Raw genomic sequence first — 16,274 nt, 5'->3', positions numbered from 1 at the left:
GGTGCCCCCACTCGTAATTAATGATCGGAAAAGATTGGCAATTTTACCTGTTGATAACCAAGATCGCCAGCAATTGATCGGTGATCCAGTGAATAAGATCTAAGTTATTCACAATATTTTCGACTTAATCCTATGGATCAACACATATTGCCCTAAAATTACCCACACTTTGATCCACATTAGTGCCATTTTGAGTAGATCGTAAGATTGGTGATAACTCTGTGAGTTGTTTTGATCTCCCCCAGCTTTTACCGCTTTCTTCCACAGGTGATAAACGCCCCCAGAATTCAATGCACAATCGTCTTTTTTATTCTGCGAGTCACTTCAACTTATTACCTACAGCTCTAGGTTATTGCACTTGGTTATTTCTCTAATTGTTCAAAGTAACAGTAGTATTCCGTCCTACATAAATATGGAGTTGTATTATGAAAAACTGGATTAAGGTGGCAATTGCCGCTATCGCACTGTCTGCTGCTACAGTTCAAGCAGCTACTGAAGTAAAAGTAGGAATGTCAGGACGCTATTTCCCTTTCACTTTTGTTAAACAAGATGAACTACAAGGCTTTGAAGTCGATCTCTGGAATGAAATCGGTAAACGTAACGACTACAAAGTGGAGTACGTCACTGCGAACTTCTCTGGTTTATTTGGCCTACTAGAAACAGGCCGTATTGATACAATTTCAAACCAAATTACTATTACTGATACACGTAAAGCGAAGTACCTATTTGCTGACCCATACGTTGTTGATGGCGCTCAGATTACCGTGCGTAAAGGTAATGATGGAATCAAAGGCATCGAAGATCTTGCAGGTAAGACTGTCGCAGTGAACCTAGGTTCTAACTTCGAGCAACTACTGCGTAGCTACGATAAAGATAACCAGATCACCATCAAAACTTACGACACTGGTATTGAGCATGATGTCGCACTAGGTCGCGCTGATGCTTTTGTTATGGACCGACTATCTGCACTTGAATTGATTAAGAAGACTGGTCTACCACTTCAATTAGCCGGTCAGCCGTTCGAGACAATCGAAAACGCATGGCCATTTGTCGATAACGACAACGGCAAGAAACTTCAAGCAGAAGTGAACCAAGCTCTCGCCGCAATGCGTGCAGATGGTACACTGGCGCAAATTTCTGAAAAGTGGTTTGGCGCTGACATCACCAAGAAGTAACCACTTACTTTTTATTCGCTACATCAATACTAAGCGAACTTAAATAACCCACTGCTTCCCTTCCTTTGGCAGTGGGTTTTGCATTTTTTATTCGGGGGAGACGATGGGATTTGATTTCAATTACATGCTGGAACTAATGCCGATACTTTTGAAGTATCTTGGTACCACCATGGAAATGGCCACCTGGGGACTAGTATTCTCTTTGATCTTAGCGGTAATACTGGCCAATATTCGCGTATTTAAAATCCCAGTTCTTGATCAACTGAGCCAGCTTTACATCAGTTTTTTCCGCGGGACACCACTGTTAGTCCAGCTATTCTTACTTTACTACGGCCTGCCACAAGTCTTCCCATTTTTGGTGGGCTTAGATGCCTTTAGTGCCGCAGTGATTGGTTTAACCCTGCACTTTGCAGCCTACATGGCAGAAAGTATTCGTGCCGCTATTATTGGTATCGATCGCAGCCAAATGGAAGCGAGCCTCTCTGTTGGCATGACAACCAGTCAAGCAATGCGCCGCATTATTTTGCCTCAAGCAACCCGAGTCGCTCTGCCGTCTTTAATGAACTACTTCATTGATATGATCAAATCAACTTCCCTAGCTTTCACTTTAGGTGTTGCTGAGATCATGGCTAAAGCTCAGATGGAAGCCTCTTCAAGCTTTCGCTTTTTCGAAGCCTTCCTCGCCGTAGCACTCATATACTGGGGTGTGGTAGTCATCCTTACCCGTGTACAAATTTGGGCAGAAGAACGATTGAATAAGGCGTACGTACGATGATCAAACTCGACAATATTCATAAGTATTTTGGGGAAACTGAAGTCCTTAAAGGCATTGATCTCGATATAAAACAGGGCGAGATTGTGGTCATCATTGGCTCAAGCGGCACTGGTAAATCAACGCTATTACGCTGCGTGAACTTCTTAGAGCAGGCCAATCAAGGCCGTATTACCATTGATGATGTCAGTGTTGATACCCAATCGCATGCAAAAGCAGAAGTGTTAGCTCTACGCCGTAAAACGGGCTTTGTTTTCCAAAACTACGCACTATTTGCCCATATGAATGCACGCCAAAACATTGCTGAAGGGCTGATTACCGTCCGAGGATGGAAAAAAGACCAAGCCTTGGAACGAGCGCAGCAAATCCTAGACGATATTGGCCTCGGCGATAAAGGAGATAGCTACCCTGCTGCATTGTCAGGAGGTCAGCAACAACGTGTCGGTATTGGCCGAGCCATGGCGCTTCAGCCAGAATTATTGTTATTTGATGAGCCTACATCTGCTCTCGACCCAGAATGGGTTGGCGAAGTGTTGGCTCTGATGAAAAAGCTTGCGACTCAACACCAAACCATGCTGGTGGTGACGCATGAAATGCAGTTTGCTAAAGAAGTGGCTGATAAAGTGATCTTCATGGCAGAAGGCAACATTGTAGAACAGGGATCGCCTCAGGAAATCTTTGATAATCCGAAAGATCCTCGTTTACAGAAATTTTTAAACCAGGTAGCTGCGAGCTAAAGATCGCTTGGTAGGATCTAAAGATCCTTGAGATTTTACTCACACTACGTATAATCGCCCGACCGGAATTTAGGTAAACCCAATTATTGACACTTTTTGTGACAGTGATTACAATTCCGCCTCTTTGTTGAGAGGCGTCGGTAATTCCCTCTATATATAGAGAGAAATAAATGCCCACGCCGGGTTAACTAAGAACCTAAAACTACTGATCAGTAAAGGTAATAACCATGTCTAAACGCACTTTTCAACCTTCAGTTCTAAAGCGCAAGCGTACTCACGGTTTCCGTGCACGTATGGCAACTAAGAACGGTCGTGCAACTATCAATGCACGTCGTGCTAAAGGCCGTAAGCGTCTTTCTAAATAATCTCTGATTATTTTGAACACGTACGCGTTTAATCGGGAGTTACGTTTGTTAACTCCCGAGCATTATCAAAACGTCTTCCAGCAAGCTCATCGAGCTGGCTCACCACATTTCACTATCATTGCCCGCAATAATTCTCTTTCTCACCCTAGATTGGGATTAGCCGTTCCTAAAAAGCAAATCAAAACTGCACCTGCTCGTAATCGTTTCAAGCGATTGGCACGTGAAAGCTTTCGTAACAAACAACATCAGCTTCCTAACAAAGATTTTGTTGTTATTGCTAAGAAGAGCGCGCAAGATTTAAGCAATGATGAAATATTTAAGTTGTTTGATAAGCTATGGCTACGCCTGTCTCGCCCTTCGCGTGGATAACCATTGGCCTCGTCTATCTGTATAGATGGACAATTAGCCCTCTGATTGGTCCCCGCTGCCGATTTACTCCAACCTGTTCGCGATATGCGATAGAAGCGTTGAAAGCTCACGGTTTTGTAAAAGGGTGTTGGTTATCAGGCAAACGTCTATTAAAATGCCACCCTTTGAACGAAGGGGGGTTTGACCCCGTTCCACCAGTCCAAAAACAAGACAGAGATAAATAACGATGGATTCTCAACGTAATATTCTGTTAATCGCACTGGCTTTGGTTTCATTTCTACTTTACCAACAATGGCAAGTAGAAAAGACTCCTGCTCCTCAAGCGGTTGAACAGGCACAATCTGGCAGCACTCTGCCTGCACCATCTTTTGCTAATGAATTGGATCCACATCCAGCTCAGTCGTCGCCATCTGCGAAAACCATTACAGTGACAACTGATGTGCTGACTCTGTCTATCGACACGGTTGGTGGTGACGTAGTTGCAGCAGACCTAAACGAATATTCTGCAGAGCTAGATTCGGACGACTCTTTCGTTCTTCTACGAGATACGCAAGGTCACCAGTTTATCGCTCAGAGTGGTCTAGTTGGCCCTCAAGGTATCGATCTTAGCAGCACAAACCGCCCTCATTACCAAGCATCAGCAGAAAGCTTTACGCTTGCTGACGGTCAAGATGAGTTACGTATTCCACTGACTTACCAAGCGAATGGCATTGAGTACACGAAAACATTCATCGTAAAACGTGGTAGCTATGCTATCGACGTTGCATTCGATGTAGTGAACAACTCAGGCAACAACGCAACAGTTGGTATGTACGCTCACCTGCGTCAAAACGTTATGGATTCAGGTGGCAGCATCACAATGCCGACATACCGTGGTGGTGCATACTCAACGGAAGATGTTCGTTATAAGAAGTACAGCTTCGATGATATGCAAGATCGTAACTTGTCGCTAAACCTACCGGATGGTCAAGGTTGGGCTGCAATGATCCAACACTACTTTGCAACCGCTTGGATTCCACGCAATGAACCAGGTTCAAACCTATACACTCGCGTAATCGGTAACCTTGCTGATATCGGTGTTCGCATGCCAAACAAAACAGTGGCAGACGGTGCACAAGCTAACTTTGAAGCGACTCTATGGGTTGGTCCTAAGCTGCAAAGCGAAATGGCGGAAACAGCGCCTAACCTAGACCTTGTAGTTGATTACGGCTGGTTGTGGTTCATCGCGAAACCACTGCATACTCTACTTTCGTTCATTCAAGGCTTCGTATCGAACTGGGGTGTAGCGATTATCATCCTAACGTTCATTGTTCGTGGTGCGATGTACCCACTAACTAAAGCGCAGTACACCTCTATGGCGAAAATGCGTATGCTTCAGCCTAAACTGCAAGCTATGCGTGAGCGCATCGGTGATGACCGTCAGCGCATGAGCCAAGAAATGATGGAACTGTACAAGAAAGAAAAAGTAAACCCACTGGGTGGTTGTTTGCCTATCTTGCTACAGATGCCTATCTTCATCGCTTTGTACTGGGCACTAATGGAGTCGGTTGAGCTACGTCACTCACCATTCTTCGGTTGGATTCACGATCTATCAGCGCAAGACCCTTACTTCATCTTGCCACTACTGATGGGGGCATCGATGTTCCTAATCCAGAAGATGAGCCCGACGACAGTAACGGATCCAATGCAGCAGAAGATCATGACCTTTATGCCGGTTATGTTTACTTTCTTCTTCCTGTGGTTCCCATCAGGCCTAGTTCTATACTGGTTGGTGTCGAACATCGTAACACTTATCCAGCAAACGCTGATTTATAGAGCGCTGGAAAAGAAAGGCTTACACTCTAAGTAAGACTAATTAATGTAAGAAAGGCGGCCAAAAGGTCGCCTTTTTGTTTTGGGCTGATTACAATTCAGCTAATTTCATCGAATTTGGCAAAACTATGACTACAGATACGATTGTCGCTCAAGCTACAGCCCCCGGAAGAGGTGGTGTAGGCATTATTCGAGTATCAGGGCCTAAAGCGGCTCAAGTGGCACTAGAAGTTACGGGCAAAACACTCAAGCCTCGTTACGCAGAATACCTGCCATTTAAAGCACAAGACGGAACAGAGCTTGATCAGGGCCTTGCTCTCTACTTCCCTAACCCACACTCATTCACGGGTGAAGATGTGCTAGAGCTCCAAGGGCACGGCGGCCCTGTGGTAATGGATATGCTGATTAAGCGTATCTTGACGATACCAGCGGTAAGAGCAGCTCGCCCAGGGGAATTTTCAGAACGAGCGTTTCTCAACGACAAAATGGACTTAACCCAAGCGGAAGCCATTGCAGACTTAATTGACGCTAGTTCAGAAGAAGCCGCTAAATCCGCGCTGCAATCTCTGCAAGGCCAGTTCTCAAACAAGATTAACACCTTGGTCGAATCGCTTATCCATTTGAGAATCTATGTAGAAGCCGCTATCGATTTCCCAGAAGAAGAAATCGATTTCCTAGCAGACGGTAAAGTTTCCGCTGATTTACAGGCCATCATCGATAACCTTGATGCGGTTCGAAAAGAAGCCAATCAAGGCGCTATCATGCGTGAAGGCATGAAAGTCGTCATTGCTGGCAGGCCGAATGCTGGTAAATCTAGCCTGCTGAATGCTCTCTCTGGTAAAGAATCCGCTATCGTGACCGACATAGCAGGTACAACACGAGACGTTCTGCGTGAACATATCCACATTGATGGTATGCCGCTGCATATCATTGATACCGCTGGACTGCGTGATGCTTCTGATGAAGTAGAAAAAATTGGTATCGAGCGCGCTTGGGATGAAATTGCCCAAGCTGATCGAGTACTCTTTATGGTCGATGGTACCACTACCGATGCCACAGACCCTAAAGAGATTTGGCCAGACTTTGTTGATCGTTTACCTGACAGTATTGGTATGACGGTGATCCGCAATAAAGCGGATCAAACAGGCGAAGAGCTGGGCATTTGCCATGTCAATGCGCCTACGTTAATTCGCTTGTCCGCTAAAACAGGCCAAGGTATCGATGCCTTACGCAGCCACCTAAAAGAGTGTATGGGTTTCTCAGGCAACACTGAAGGCGGTTTTATGGCGCGTAGACGCCACCTGGATGCATTGGAACGTGCCTCTGAGCATTTAGACATAGGCCAACAACAGCTTGAAGGCTATATGGCCGGTGAGATACTGGCAGAGGAACTACGCATCGCCCAGCAACACCTTAATGAAATCACCGGCGAATTCAGTTCAGATGATCTGCTTGGCCGTATTTTCTCCTCATTCTGTATTGGTAAATAGATAAAAGCGTGACTTAACCGTCACGCTTTTTTGTAGAAAAGGACAACTTTATGATTCACATTATTACCGGTAGCACCCTTGGTGGTGCAGAGTATGTTGGTGACCACCTTAGCGATCTGTTGGTAGAAAAAGGGCTTGAGACAACCATCCACAACCAACCCGCTATTGATACAGTTCCATCTCAGGGAACCTGGTTAGTCGTGACCTCCACCCATGGAGCGGGAGACTATCCAGATAACATCCAGCCTTTCATCGAAGCCCTACAATCGACTCCACCTAAAATGGTTGATGTTCGATACGCCGTCGTTGCGATTGGCGACTCGAGTTACGATACCTTTTGTGCCGCAGGGCTACATGCCCATGCCCTACTCCAAGATATCGGAGCGACTCCACTAGCCGACTGTCTCACAATCGATGTTCTGAACCACCCCGTACCAGAAGATGCGGCAGAAGAGTGGCTATTAGCTCATATTGAGCAATTTTGAACTGAGAGAACATGTCGAAAAGCGGCTTTAGAGCCGCTTTTTTTGTCCATAAACATCCGATTGTGAATAACTTTCTTGATGACCATTGGTTTAATTGCTCATTATTTAACCAAACGAACTGTGGATAAACATATAGATTTACAGTGATCAACCTATAGTTATCCAAATAATAACTCATACCCCTTTCCCCCCCTGTGTATAACCCCACTTTTTGATCCCAGCTAATCCTCATCATGATCAAGATCAGATCACATATTATGATCGTCATAAGATCCATGATCTTGTTGATCATTTTCTAGTTATCCACAGAAATGGGTGATCTTAATAATAGATCTAATAAAAGATCTCTATATAGATCTTATATATATTTAATGAACTCGCTAAATTGAAAAAAGTACAAAAGCGATTTTCTAGATAGCGGAAAGAAGGTAGAATACGGCTCCTTTATCTGTCCATAAAACTTCATTACACACCTGAGGTCGGTTCATGCTTTATCACGAAAAATTTGACGTCATTGTTGTTGGTGGCGGCCATGCAGGAACGGAAGCCGCACTCGCAGCAGCACGTACAGGACAAAGTACGCTTTTGCTTACCCATAACATCGACACACTAGGACAAATGTCTTGTAATCCAGCAATCGGTGGTATTGGTAAAGGTCATCTCGTAAAAGAAGTGGATGCAATGGGCGGATTAATGGCGCAAGCAATTGATCATGCTGGTATTCAATTCCGTACTTTGAATGCTTCAAAAGGACCAGCTGTTCGTGCTACTCGAGCTCAAGCCGATCGAGCACTGTACAAAGCATATGTACGCAACGCGCTTGAAAACACACCAAATTTAACCCTATTCCAACAGTCGGTAGATGACTTGATCGTAGAAAATGATCAAGCGGTTGGAGTAGTGACTCAAATGGGTCTTAAATTCCATGCCAAATCCGTCGTGCTTACTGTAGGTACATTTCTTGGTGGGAAGATCCATATTGGTATGGAAAACTTTGCTGGTGGACGTGCAGGCGATCCTCCGTCGATCGCATTAGCGGATCGATTAAGAGCCTTGCCGTTTCGAGTCGATCGTTTAAAAACAGGAACGCCACCTCGTATCGATGCTCGTAGTGTCGATTTCTCAGCGCTTGAAGTACAACATGGTGATAATCCAACCCCAGTATTTTCATTCATGGGCAAACGTGAACAACAACCACGTCAAATCCCGTGTTACATCACTCATACCAATGAGCAAACTCATGATGTGATCCGCAGTAACTTAGATCGTAGCCCGATGTATGCGGGCGTGATTGAAGGTATTGGACCACGCTACTGCCCATCTATTGAAGATAAAGTCATGCGTTTTGCGGATAAAAACAGCCATCAAATCTTTATTGAACCTGAAGGTTTAACAACTCATGAGCTGTATCCAAATGGTATTTCCACCAGCTTGCCATTTGACGTTCAAGTGCAAATAGTTCGTTCGATGAAAGGGTTTGAAAACGCTCATATTGTCCGTCCTGGTTATGCGATTGAATATGATTTCTTTGATCCGAGAGATCTTAAACAAACCTATGAAACCAAATTTATTAACGGTTTGTTCTTTGCTGGACAGATTAATGGCACGACTGGGTACGAAGAAGCTGCAGCGCAAGGTCTGATGGCCGGCTTGAATGCTAGCTTGTACAGCCAAGGCAAAGAAGGTTGGAGCCCTCGCCGTGACCAAGCATATATGGGCGTGTTGATCGATGACCTTTCAACAATGGGAACCAAAGAACCATACCGCATGTTCACCTCACGAGCGGAATACCGCTTGTTGTTACGCGAAGACAATGCTGATCTTCGCCTCACTGAAAAAGCGCGTGAACTTGGTTTGGTGGATGACGCCCGTTGGGAACGATTCAACGAAAAGATCAATAATATGGAATTAGAGCGCCAGCGTTTGAAAGAAACCTGGATGAACCCTAAATCTGAAGGGATCGACGCATTGAACCAACTGCTTAAGACTCCGATGTCTCGTGAAGCGAGTGGAGAAGATCTTTTACGTCGTCCTGAAATTACTTATTCACAATTGACTCAGTTAGATCGTTTTGCTCCGGCATTAGACGATCAGCAAGCAGCTGAGCAAGTTGAAATTCAGGTTAAGTACGAAGGTTATATCCAGCGTCAACAGGACGAGATTGAAAAATCACTTCGTCACGAGAACACCAAGCTGCCCGTTGATCTTGATTACAGCCAAGTTAAAGGTTTATCAAATGAAGTTGTTCTCAAGCTTAGTACTGCCAAACCAGAAACGGTCGGTATTGCTTCTCGAATTTCTGGTATTACACCTGCTGCCATTTCGATTTTACTTGTGTATCTCAAAAAGCAGGGCTTGCTGAAAAAAGGTGAAGACGCGTAATGAGCTCGTTAAACAACAAATTGGACCAATTGATTGGTCAGACTCAATTAGAAGTCTCAGCTAAGCAGCGTAGTCAGCTGGTTGGCTACGTTGAAATGCTCAATAAGTGGAATAAAGCCTACAACTTAACCTCTGTACGTGATCCGATGGAGATGTTGGTTAAACATATTCTCGATAGTATTGTGGTAAGTCCACATCTTGAAGGTGAGCGTTTTATTGATGTTGGTACTGGACCTGGATTGCCGGGTATTCCGTTGGCAATTATGAACCCAGATAAGACGTTTTACTTGCTCGATAGCTTAGGAAAGCGCATTCGCTTCATAAAGCAGGTTTTGCACGAGTTAGGAATCGAAAACGTGACTCCGATCCAAAGCCGAGTAGAAGAATTCCAACCTGAAGAAAAATTTGATGGTGTTCTAAGTCGCGCATTTGCTTCAATGCTAGATATGGTGGAGTGGTGTCATCACCTTCCTAAGCATCAATCGGGTGTGTTCTTAGCATTGAAAGGTCAATTACCACAGGATGAGATTGAACAACTTCCTGAATGGTGTTCTGTGATCGCTGTCAAAGCTTTGAAGGTTCCTGAATTGGATGGTGACCGTCATCTTGTAATCTTATCGCGCAAGGAATAAAAGCGAGGCACATCGTGGGTAGAATTGTAGCAATTGCCAACCAGAAAGGTGGCGTTGGAAAAACAACAACATGCATTAACTTGGCGGCGTCTATGGCGGCGACCAAGCGCAAGGTATTGGTAATTGATCTCGATCCGCAAGGCAACGCAACCATGGCTAGCGGGGTTGATAAGTACCAAGTCGAAGCCACGGCCTATGAACTGCTTGTCGAAGATGTCCCATTTGAAGATGTTGTGTGTCGAAAGACTACTGGTCACTATGATTTAGTGGCGGCTAATGGTGACGTAACGGCTGCTGAAATCAAGTTGATGGAAGTGTTTGCTCGCGAGGTGCGTTTGAAAAATGCGCTCGCATCAGTGCGTGATAACTATGATTTCATCTTTATCGATTGTCCTCCATCTCTAAACCTTCTTACAATCAATGCCATGGCTGCAGCGGACTCTGTATTGGTTCCAATGCAGTGTGAGTATTTTGCGCTTGAAGGTTTGACAGCATTAATGGATACCATCAGCAAGTTGGCCGCGGTGGTGAACGAGAACCTCAAAATTGAGGGATTGCTCAGAACCATGTACGACCCTCGTAACCGATTATCCAATGAAGTATCGGATCAACTCAAAAAACACTTTGGTAACAAAGTCTATCGTACCGTCATCCCGCGTAATGTTCGCTTAGCTGAAGCGCCAAGTCATGGTAAGCCAGCTATGTATTACGACAAATATTCAGCGGGTGCTAAAGCGTATCTTGCTCTCGCAGGTGAAATGCTTCGCCGTGAAGAAATCACTGCCTAATCTCATTCAAGGAAACTGCTCTTATGTCTAAACGTGGTTTAGGAAAGGGATTAGATGCCCTATTAGCTACCAGTTCACTTGCGCGCGAAAAACAGAATGTTGCGACGCACAGCCAAGCATTGTCTTCTGATGGGGAGCTCATCGATTTAGCGACATCCCAACTCAAGCCGGGTGTTTACCAGCCGCGTAAAGACATGTCCGCTGAAGCTCTAGAAGAGTTGGCTGCGTCGATTCAATCTCAAGGGATAATTCAACCGATCGTGGTGAGACCTGTTTCGGAAGATCACTATGAGATCATAGCTGGTGAGCGTCGTTGGCGTGCGGCGAGACAAGCTGGATTAAAGCGTGTTCCTTGTCTTATCAAGAAAGTTGAAGATCGCGCTGCGATAGCGATGGCGTTGATTGAAAATATTCAGCGTGAAGACTTAAATGTCATCGAAGAAGCGCAAGCTCTAGAACGTTTGCAAGATGAGTTCACTCTTACTCACCAGCAAGTGGCTGAGGTTATTGGTAAGTCTCGTGCTGCCGTCAGTAACCTATTACGTCTAAATCAGCTTGAAAATGACGTAAAGCGTCTGGTTTCGGATAATTTACTAGATATGGGACATGCTAGAGCACTGCTCGCTCTTGAAGGCGAGCAACAAATAGAGCTTGCTCAGCATGTTGCTAAGAAGCAACTCACAGTACGTCAAACAGAACAACTTGTGAAAAAGTGTCTCCAATCGCCTTCTGAGCAAGAAAATCAGCCGGAAGACGCAGATGCACAACAAATGTCACAAAGATTGGGTGAAATACTTGGGGCAAAAGTTTCTATTACTCGCTCAAAAGGTGGCAAATCTAAAATGACGATTAGTCTTGATGAGCCTCACAAATTAGAGCAGTTAATTGCCAAGCTCGAAAGCTAAGTGAGATAATTGATTTGAATCAATTATGCCCAAAACGATTATTTATGTGAAAGTTGTCGGTTTGTAAACAAAAATGTAACTTTTTGCAGCGTTTTAATTGCAATCAGTCCATCTCACCGTATAATTTTCGCCAATTTCCCAGCCCCCATATGTTGTATAAGCGCTGTGGATATTACTAGAGGTACGAATACATGGTAGCTGCGTTAGCAAGACCAGGGCGAGAGCTTGCAAAGCGATTGTTAATGATTCAAGCAAGCGCAGTTATATTTACGGCCATAGCGATGGCGGCGGCATTTAATGTCGAGTGGGGTAAAGCATCCTTAATTGGCGGTGGTATTTTTGTCATTGCCAATGCGGTGTTTGCACTGTGTGCTTTTATGTTCAGTGGAGCCAGACTAGCTAAGCTAGTAGCGGCTTCTTTCTATGCTGGCGAAGCACTAAAGCTCGTAATAACTGCTGTGCTGTTCTCTTTGGTCTACGTGTATATGCAGGTGGAACTTGTTCCCCTAAAACTAACCTATTTGCTGGTTCTAGGTATTAATATCTGTGCACCAGTGCTTTTTATCAACAACAAAAAATAGGATGTGTTATGGCTGCGCCAACAGCATCCGGATACATTGAACACCATCTACAGCACCTGTCTTTAGCTAAACTAGGTCTTGTAGAGGAGACAAGTTTCTGGAACGTACATATAGATAGCCTGTTTTTTTCTTGGTTTACTGGATTGATCTTCCTCGGAGTATTTTATTTAGTAGCTAAGAAGGTAACAGCTGGTGTACCAGGCAAGCTGCAGTGTTTTGTTGAAATGGTAGTTGAATTTGTCGATCAGAACGTCAAAGACACCTTCCACGGACGCAATCCACTAATAGCTCCGCTGGCACTGACTATCTTCTGTTGGGTATTGCTAATGAACGTGATGGACCTAGTTCCTATCGATTTCTTACCTTATCCAGCGGAACAGCTAGGTATCCCTTACTTGAAAGTGGTTCCTTCTGCTGATGTAAACATCACCATGGCTATGGCTATTGGTGTATTTGCTTTGATGATTTACTACAGCATCAAGGTAAAAGGTCTAGGTGGATTTGCGAAAGAGTTGGCTTTACATCCATTTAATCACCCAATCATGATTCCGTTTAACCTACTTATTGAAGTCGTATCGCTACTGGCGAAGCCTCTATCACTAGGTATGCGTCTATTCGGTAACATGTTCGCGGGTGAGGTTGTATTCATACTCTGTGCCGCAATGTTACCATGGTACCTACAATGGATGGGTTCACTACCGTGGGCTATTTTCCATATTCTTGTTATTACGATTCAGGCTTTCGTATTTATGATGTTGACCATTGTTTATATGTCTATGGCACATGAAGACAGTGATCACTAATTTTTATTATTTTTAACCCCCATTAAATTTTATCGGAGATTTTAAATGGAAACTGTATTGAGCTTCTCTGCAATTGCAGTAGCAATCATCGTTGGCCTGTGTGCTGTTGGTACAGCAATCGGCTTTGCTATTCTTGGTGGTAAATTCTTGGAAGGCGCAGCACGTCAACCTGAAATGGCTCCAATGCTTCAAGTTAAGATGTTCATCATCGCTGGTCTACTAGATGCGGTTCCAATGATCGGTATCGTAGTAGCACTACTATTCACTTTCGCAAACCCATTTGTTGGTCAACTAGCTGGTTAATCCGTTTATCAACGACAAACTTACGTTTGTCTGATTAACACTAAGTCCAATATAGAGGGGTAGCTGTTGTGAATATGAACGCAACTCTGCTAGGTCAAGCAATCTCGTTTGCAATGTTTGTATGGTTCTGCATGAAGTATGTATGGCCACCAATCATGCAAGCGATCGAAGAACGTCAGAAGAAATTAGCTGACGGTCTTGCAGCCGCTGAGCGTGCTGCAAAAGACTTGGATCTAGCACAAGCCAACGCTTCTGACCAATTGAAAGAAGCGAAGCGCACAGCAACTGAGGTCATTGAACAGGCAAACAAACGCAAAGCTCAAATCATCGACGAAGCTCGTGAGGAAGCTCAGGCAGAACGCCAGAAAATCCTTGCTCAAGCTGAAGCTGAACTTGAAGCTGAGCGCACACGTGCCCGCGATGAGCTGCGCAAACAAGTTGCTACTCTGGCTGTAGCTGGTGCTGAGAAGATTCTTGAGCGTTCAATCGATAAAGATGCGCACAATGATATTCTCGACAACATTACTGCAAAACTTTAAGTCTGGGGGCGCATATGTCTGATTTGACTACAATCGCACGCCCCTATGCTAAAGCAGCATTCGATTTTGCGGTGGAGAAAGAGCAGCTAGACCAATGGGGTCAAATGCTTGCTTTTGCTGCCGAAGTTGCAAACAACGAGCAAATTCAAGAGTTATTAAATAGCTCTACCTCTGCTGAGAAACTAGCAGAAGTATTTATCGCAGTTTGTGGCGAACAGTTTGATGCATATGGCCAAAACCTACTTAAGGTAATGGCAGAGAATGGTCGTCTAAAGGCCCTTCCATATGTTTGTGAGGAGTTCCTTGTTCTGAAAAAAGAACATGAAAAGGAAGTGGATGTTGATGTTGTATCAGCCACTGAGCTTTCGGAGCAACAACTTGCAGATATTAGCAGCAAACTAGAGCAGCGTCTTGAGCGCAAAGTTCAGCTGAATTGCAGTGTAGATGAGACCCTACTTGGTGGGGTTATAATTCGAGCCGGAGACCTAGTCATCGATAACTCAGCACGCGGTCGTTTAAACCGCCTGAGCGATGCATTGCAGTCTTGATGGGGATTGGAGCATGCAACTTAATTCCACGGAAATTAGCGATCTAATTAAACAACGTATCGAAGCTTTCGACGTTGTTAGTGAAGCTCGCAACGAAGGTACTATCGTATCGGTAAGCGATGGTATTCTTAGCATTCACGGCCTAGCGGACGTGATGCAAGGTGAAATGATTGAACTACCGGGTGGCCGTTACGCGCTAGCACTTAACTTGAACCGTGATTCAGTTGGTGCAGTTGTAATGGGCCCATATGCTGACCTTAAGGAAGGCATGAAAGTTACAGGTACTGGTCGTATTCTTGAAGTACCAGTAGGTCCAGAACTACTAGGTCGCGTAGTGAACACACTAGGTGAACCAATTGATGGTAAAGGTCCTATCGAAGCGAAACTGTCTTCGCCTGTAGAAGTGATTGCACCAGGTGTAATCGACCGTAAATCGGTTGATCAACCTGTACAAACTGGTTACAAGTCTGTTGACTCAATGATCCCAATCGGTCGTGGTCAGCGTGAGCTTGTTATCGGTGACCGTCAGACTGGTAAAACAGCAATGGCGATCGATGCAATCATCAACCAAAAAGACTCTGGTATTTTCTCAATCTACGTAGCAATCGGTCAAAAAGCATCGACTATTGCTAACGTAGTTCGCAAACTAGAAGAGCACGGCGCACTAGCAAACACTATCGTTGTTGTTGCATCTGCTTCTGAATCTGCAGCGCTACAATACCTAGCGCCATACGCAGGTTGTGCGATGGGCGAATACTTCCGTGATCGCGGTGAAGATGCACTGATTGTTTATGATGATCTATCTAAGCAAGCGGTAGCTTACCGTCAGATCTCGCTACTACTTAAGCGTCCACCAGGTCGTGAAGCATTCCCAGGTGATGTTTTCTACCTTCACTCACGTCTACTAGAGCGTGCTGCTCGTGTAAGCGAAGAGTATGTAGAGAAGTTCACTAACGGTGAAGTGAAAGGTAAGACGGGTTCTTTGACTGCTCTTCCTATCATCGAAACTCAAGCTGGTGACGTATCTGCATTCGTACCGACTAACGTAATCTCGATTACCGATGGTCAGATCTTCCTACAAACTGAACTGTTCAACGCGGGCGTTCGCCCAGCGGTTGATCCAGGTATTTCGGTTTCTCGTGTAGGTGGTTCAGCGCAAACGAAAATCATCAAGAAGCTATCTGGCGGTATCCGTACTGCACTAGCTCAGTATCGTGAACTAGCGGCTTTCGCACAGTTCTCGTCTGACCTTGATGACGCAACTAAGAAGCAGCTAGACCACGGTCAAAAAGTTACAGAACTAATGAAGCAAAAGCAGTACGCTCCTATGTCTGTATTTGACCAAGCACTAGTTATCTTTGCGGCAGAGCGCGGCTATTTAGCAGATGTTGAACTAAGCAAACTGCTAGATTTCGAAGCGGCTCTACTATCGTACGCTCATGGTCAATACGCTGAACTTACAGCTGAGATCAACAAGACGGGTGCTTACAACGACGAAGTTGAAGCTCAGTTGAAGAAACTGGTTGACGATTTCAAAGCAACCCAAACTTGGTAATAAGTCGGTGGCAGCTAACGCCACCAACTAACG

Annotated in this window: 19 protein-coding genes; all 19 read left to right on the top strand. The window is 44.8% G+C overall.

Translation table 11 applies throughout. The features are described 5' to 3' along the window. The first annotated feature begins 425 nt into the window (after positions 1 to 425). The 19 genes from ACXABW_RS15150 to atpA all read left to right on the top strand — a co-directional run bounded on the left by ACXABW_RS15150 (position 426) and on the right by atpA (position 16,241). Complete coding sequence (locus tag ACXABW_RS15150; protein ID WP_457523361.1) at positions 426 to 1,175, top strand: amino acid ABC transporter substrate-binding protein; 750 nt, start codon at positions 426 to 428, stop codon at positions 1,173 to 1,175. Positions 1,176 to 1,278: 103 nt separating this feature from the next. Beyond that, positions 1,279 to 1,950, top strand: a complete 672-nt coding sequence (locus tag ACXABW_RS15145) for an amino acid ABC transporter permease (RefSeq protein WP_252028897.1) — start codon at positions 1,279 to 1,281, stop codon at positions 1,948 to 1,950. Then, positions 1,947 to 2,684 (top strand): amino acid ABC transporter ATP-binding protein, encoded by a 738-nt coding sequence (locus ACXABW_RS15140; protein ID WP_457523359.1) that lies wholly within the window; start codon positions 1,947 to 1,949, stop codon positions 2,682 to 2,684. Before ACXABW_RS15145 ends, ACXABW_RS15140 begins: the two co-directional genes overlap by 4 nt. A gap of 227 nt (positions 2,685 to 2,911) precedes the next feature. After that, positions 2,912 to 3,049, top strand: a complete 138-nt coding sequence (gene rpmH, locus ACXABW_RS15135; protein ID WP_038141364.1) for a 50S ribosomal protein L34 — start codon at positions 2,912 to 2,914, stop codon at positions 3,047 to 3,049. Between the two features lie 45 nt (positions 3,050 to 3,094). Then, a complete protein-coding gene (rnpA, locus tag ACXABW_RS15130; RefSeq protein WP_252028895.1) occupies positions 3,095 to 3,418 on the top strand; it encodes a ribonuclease P protein component in 324 nt (107 codons plus the stop codon). Further along, a complete protein-coding gene (gene yidD / locus ACXABW_RS15125) occupies positions 3,385 to 3,642 on the top strand; it encodes a membrane protein insertion efficiency factor YidD (protein ID WP_252028894.1) in 258 nt (85 codons plus the stop codon). The genes rnpA and yidD overlap by 34 nt, the downstream gene beginning before the upstream one ends. A 2-nt stretch (positions 3,643 to 3,644) precedes the next feature. Beyond that, positions 3,645 to 5,267 (top strand): membrane protein insertase YidC, encoded by a 1,623-nt coding sequence (yidC, locus tag ACXABW_RS15120; RefSeq protein WP_457523357.1) that lies wholly within the window; start codon positions 3,645 to 3,647, stop codon positions 5,265 to 5,267. A gap of 91 nt (positions 5,268 to 5,358) precedes the next feature. Continuing rightward, entirely contained in the window at positions 5,359 to 6,720 is a 1,362-nt protein-coding gene (gene mnmE, locus ACXABW_RS15115; RefSeq protein ID WP_457523355.1) for a tRNA uridine-5-carboxymethylaminomethyl(34) synthesis GTPase MnmE, read from the top strand. Between the two features lie 50 nt (positions 6,721 to 6,770). Beyond that, entirely contained in the window at positions 6,771 to 7,205 is a 435-nt protein-coding gene (gene mioC, locus ACXABW_RS15110) for an FMN-binding protein MioC (RefSeq protein ID WP_457523354.1), read from the top strand. 486 nt (positions 7,206 to 7,691) lie between these two features. Then, entirely contained in the window at positions 7,692 to 9,587 is a 1,896-nt protein-coding gene (mnmG, locus tag ACXABW_RS15105) for a tRNA uridine-5-carboxymethylaminomethyl(34) synthesis enzyme MnmG (RefSeq protein ID WP_457523353.1), read from the top strand. Continuing rightward, positions 9,587 to 10,219 (top strand): 16S rRNA (guanine(527)-N(7))-methyltransferase RsmG, encoded by a 633-nt coding sequence (gene rsmG / locus ACXABW_RS15100; RefSeq protein ID WP_252028889.1) that lies wholly within the window; start codon positions 9,587 to 9,589, stop codon positions 10,217 to 10,219. The genes mnmG and rsmG overlap by 1 nt, the downstream gene beginning before the upstream one ends. Before the next feature lie 14 nt (positions 10,220 to 10,233). Next, positions 10,234 to 11,007, top strand: coding sequence for a ParA family protein (locus ACXABW_RS15095; RefSeq protein WP_252028888.1), 774 nt, complete (start codon positions 10,234 to 10,236; stop codon positions 11,005 to 11,007). Positions 11,008 to 11,030: 23 nt separating this feature from the next. Continuing rightward, positions 11,031 to 11,912: a ParB/RepB/Spo0J family partition protein gene (locus ACXABW_RS15090; RefSeq protein WP_252028887.1), complete on the top strand. Its 882-nt coding sequence runs from the start codon at positions 11,031 to 11,033 to the stop codon at positions 11,910 to 11,912. 191 nt (positions 11,913 to 12,103) lie between these two features. Continuing rightward, positions 12,104 to 12,493 carry a F0F1 ATP synthase subunit I gene (locus ACXABW_RS15085; protein WP_252028886.1) on the top strand — a complete coding sequence of 130 codons (390 nt, stop codon included), beginning with the start codon at positions 12,104 to 12,106 and terminating at the stop codon, positions 12,491 to 12,493. Between the two features lie 8 nt (positions 12,494 to 12,501). Next, the gene (gene atpB, locus ACXABW_RS15080) at positions 12,502 to 13,296 is read left to right on the top strand and encodes a F0F1 ATP synthase subunit A (protein WP_252028885.1); all 795 of its coding nucleotides are present in this window, start codon (positions 12,502 to 12,504) and stop codon (positions 13,294 to 13,296) included. Between the two features lie 45 nt (positions 13,297 to 13,341). Further along, complete coding sequence (atpE, locus tag ACXABW_RS15075) at positions 13,342 to 13,599, top strand: F0F1 ATP synthase subunit C (RefSeq protein ID WP_252028884.1); 258 nt, start codon at positions 13,342 to 13,344, stop codon at positions 13,597 to 13,599. Between the two features lie 68 nt (positions 13,600 to 13,667). Next, a complete protein-coding gene (atpF, locus tag ACXABW_RS15070) occupies positions 13,668 to 14,138 on the top strand; it encodes a F0F1 ATP synthase subunit B (protein WP_252028883.1) in 471 nt (156 codons plus the stop codon). A 14-nt stretch (positions 14,139 to 14,152) separates the two neighbouring features. Beyond that, positions 14,153 to 14,686 carry a F0F1 ATP synthase subunit delta gene (atpH, locus tag ACXABW_RS15065; protein ID WP_252028882.1) on the top strand — a complete coding sequence of 178 codons (534 nt, stop codon included), beginning with the start codon at positions 14,153 to 14,155 and terminating at the stop codon, positions 14,684 to 14,686. 13 nt (positions 14,687 to 14,699) lie between these two features. Next, complete coding sequence (atpA, locus tag ACXABW_RS15060) at positions 14,700 to 16,241, top strand: F0F1 ATP synthase subunit alpha (protein WP_252028881.1); 1,542 nt, start codon at positions 14,700 to 14,702, stop codon at positions 16,239 to 16,241. Positions 16,242 to 16,274: the final 33 nt, after the last annotated feature.

This window comes from Vibrio paucivorans, from assembly GCF_054053395.1.
This window is presented reverse-complemented; position numbering and strand designations above follow the sequence as displayed.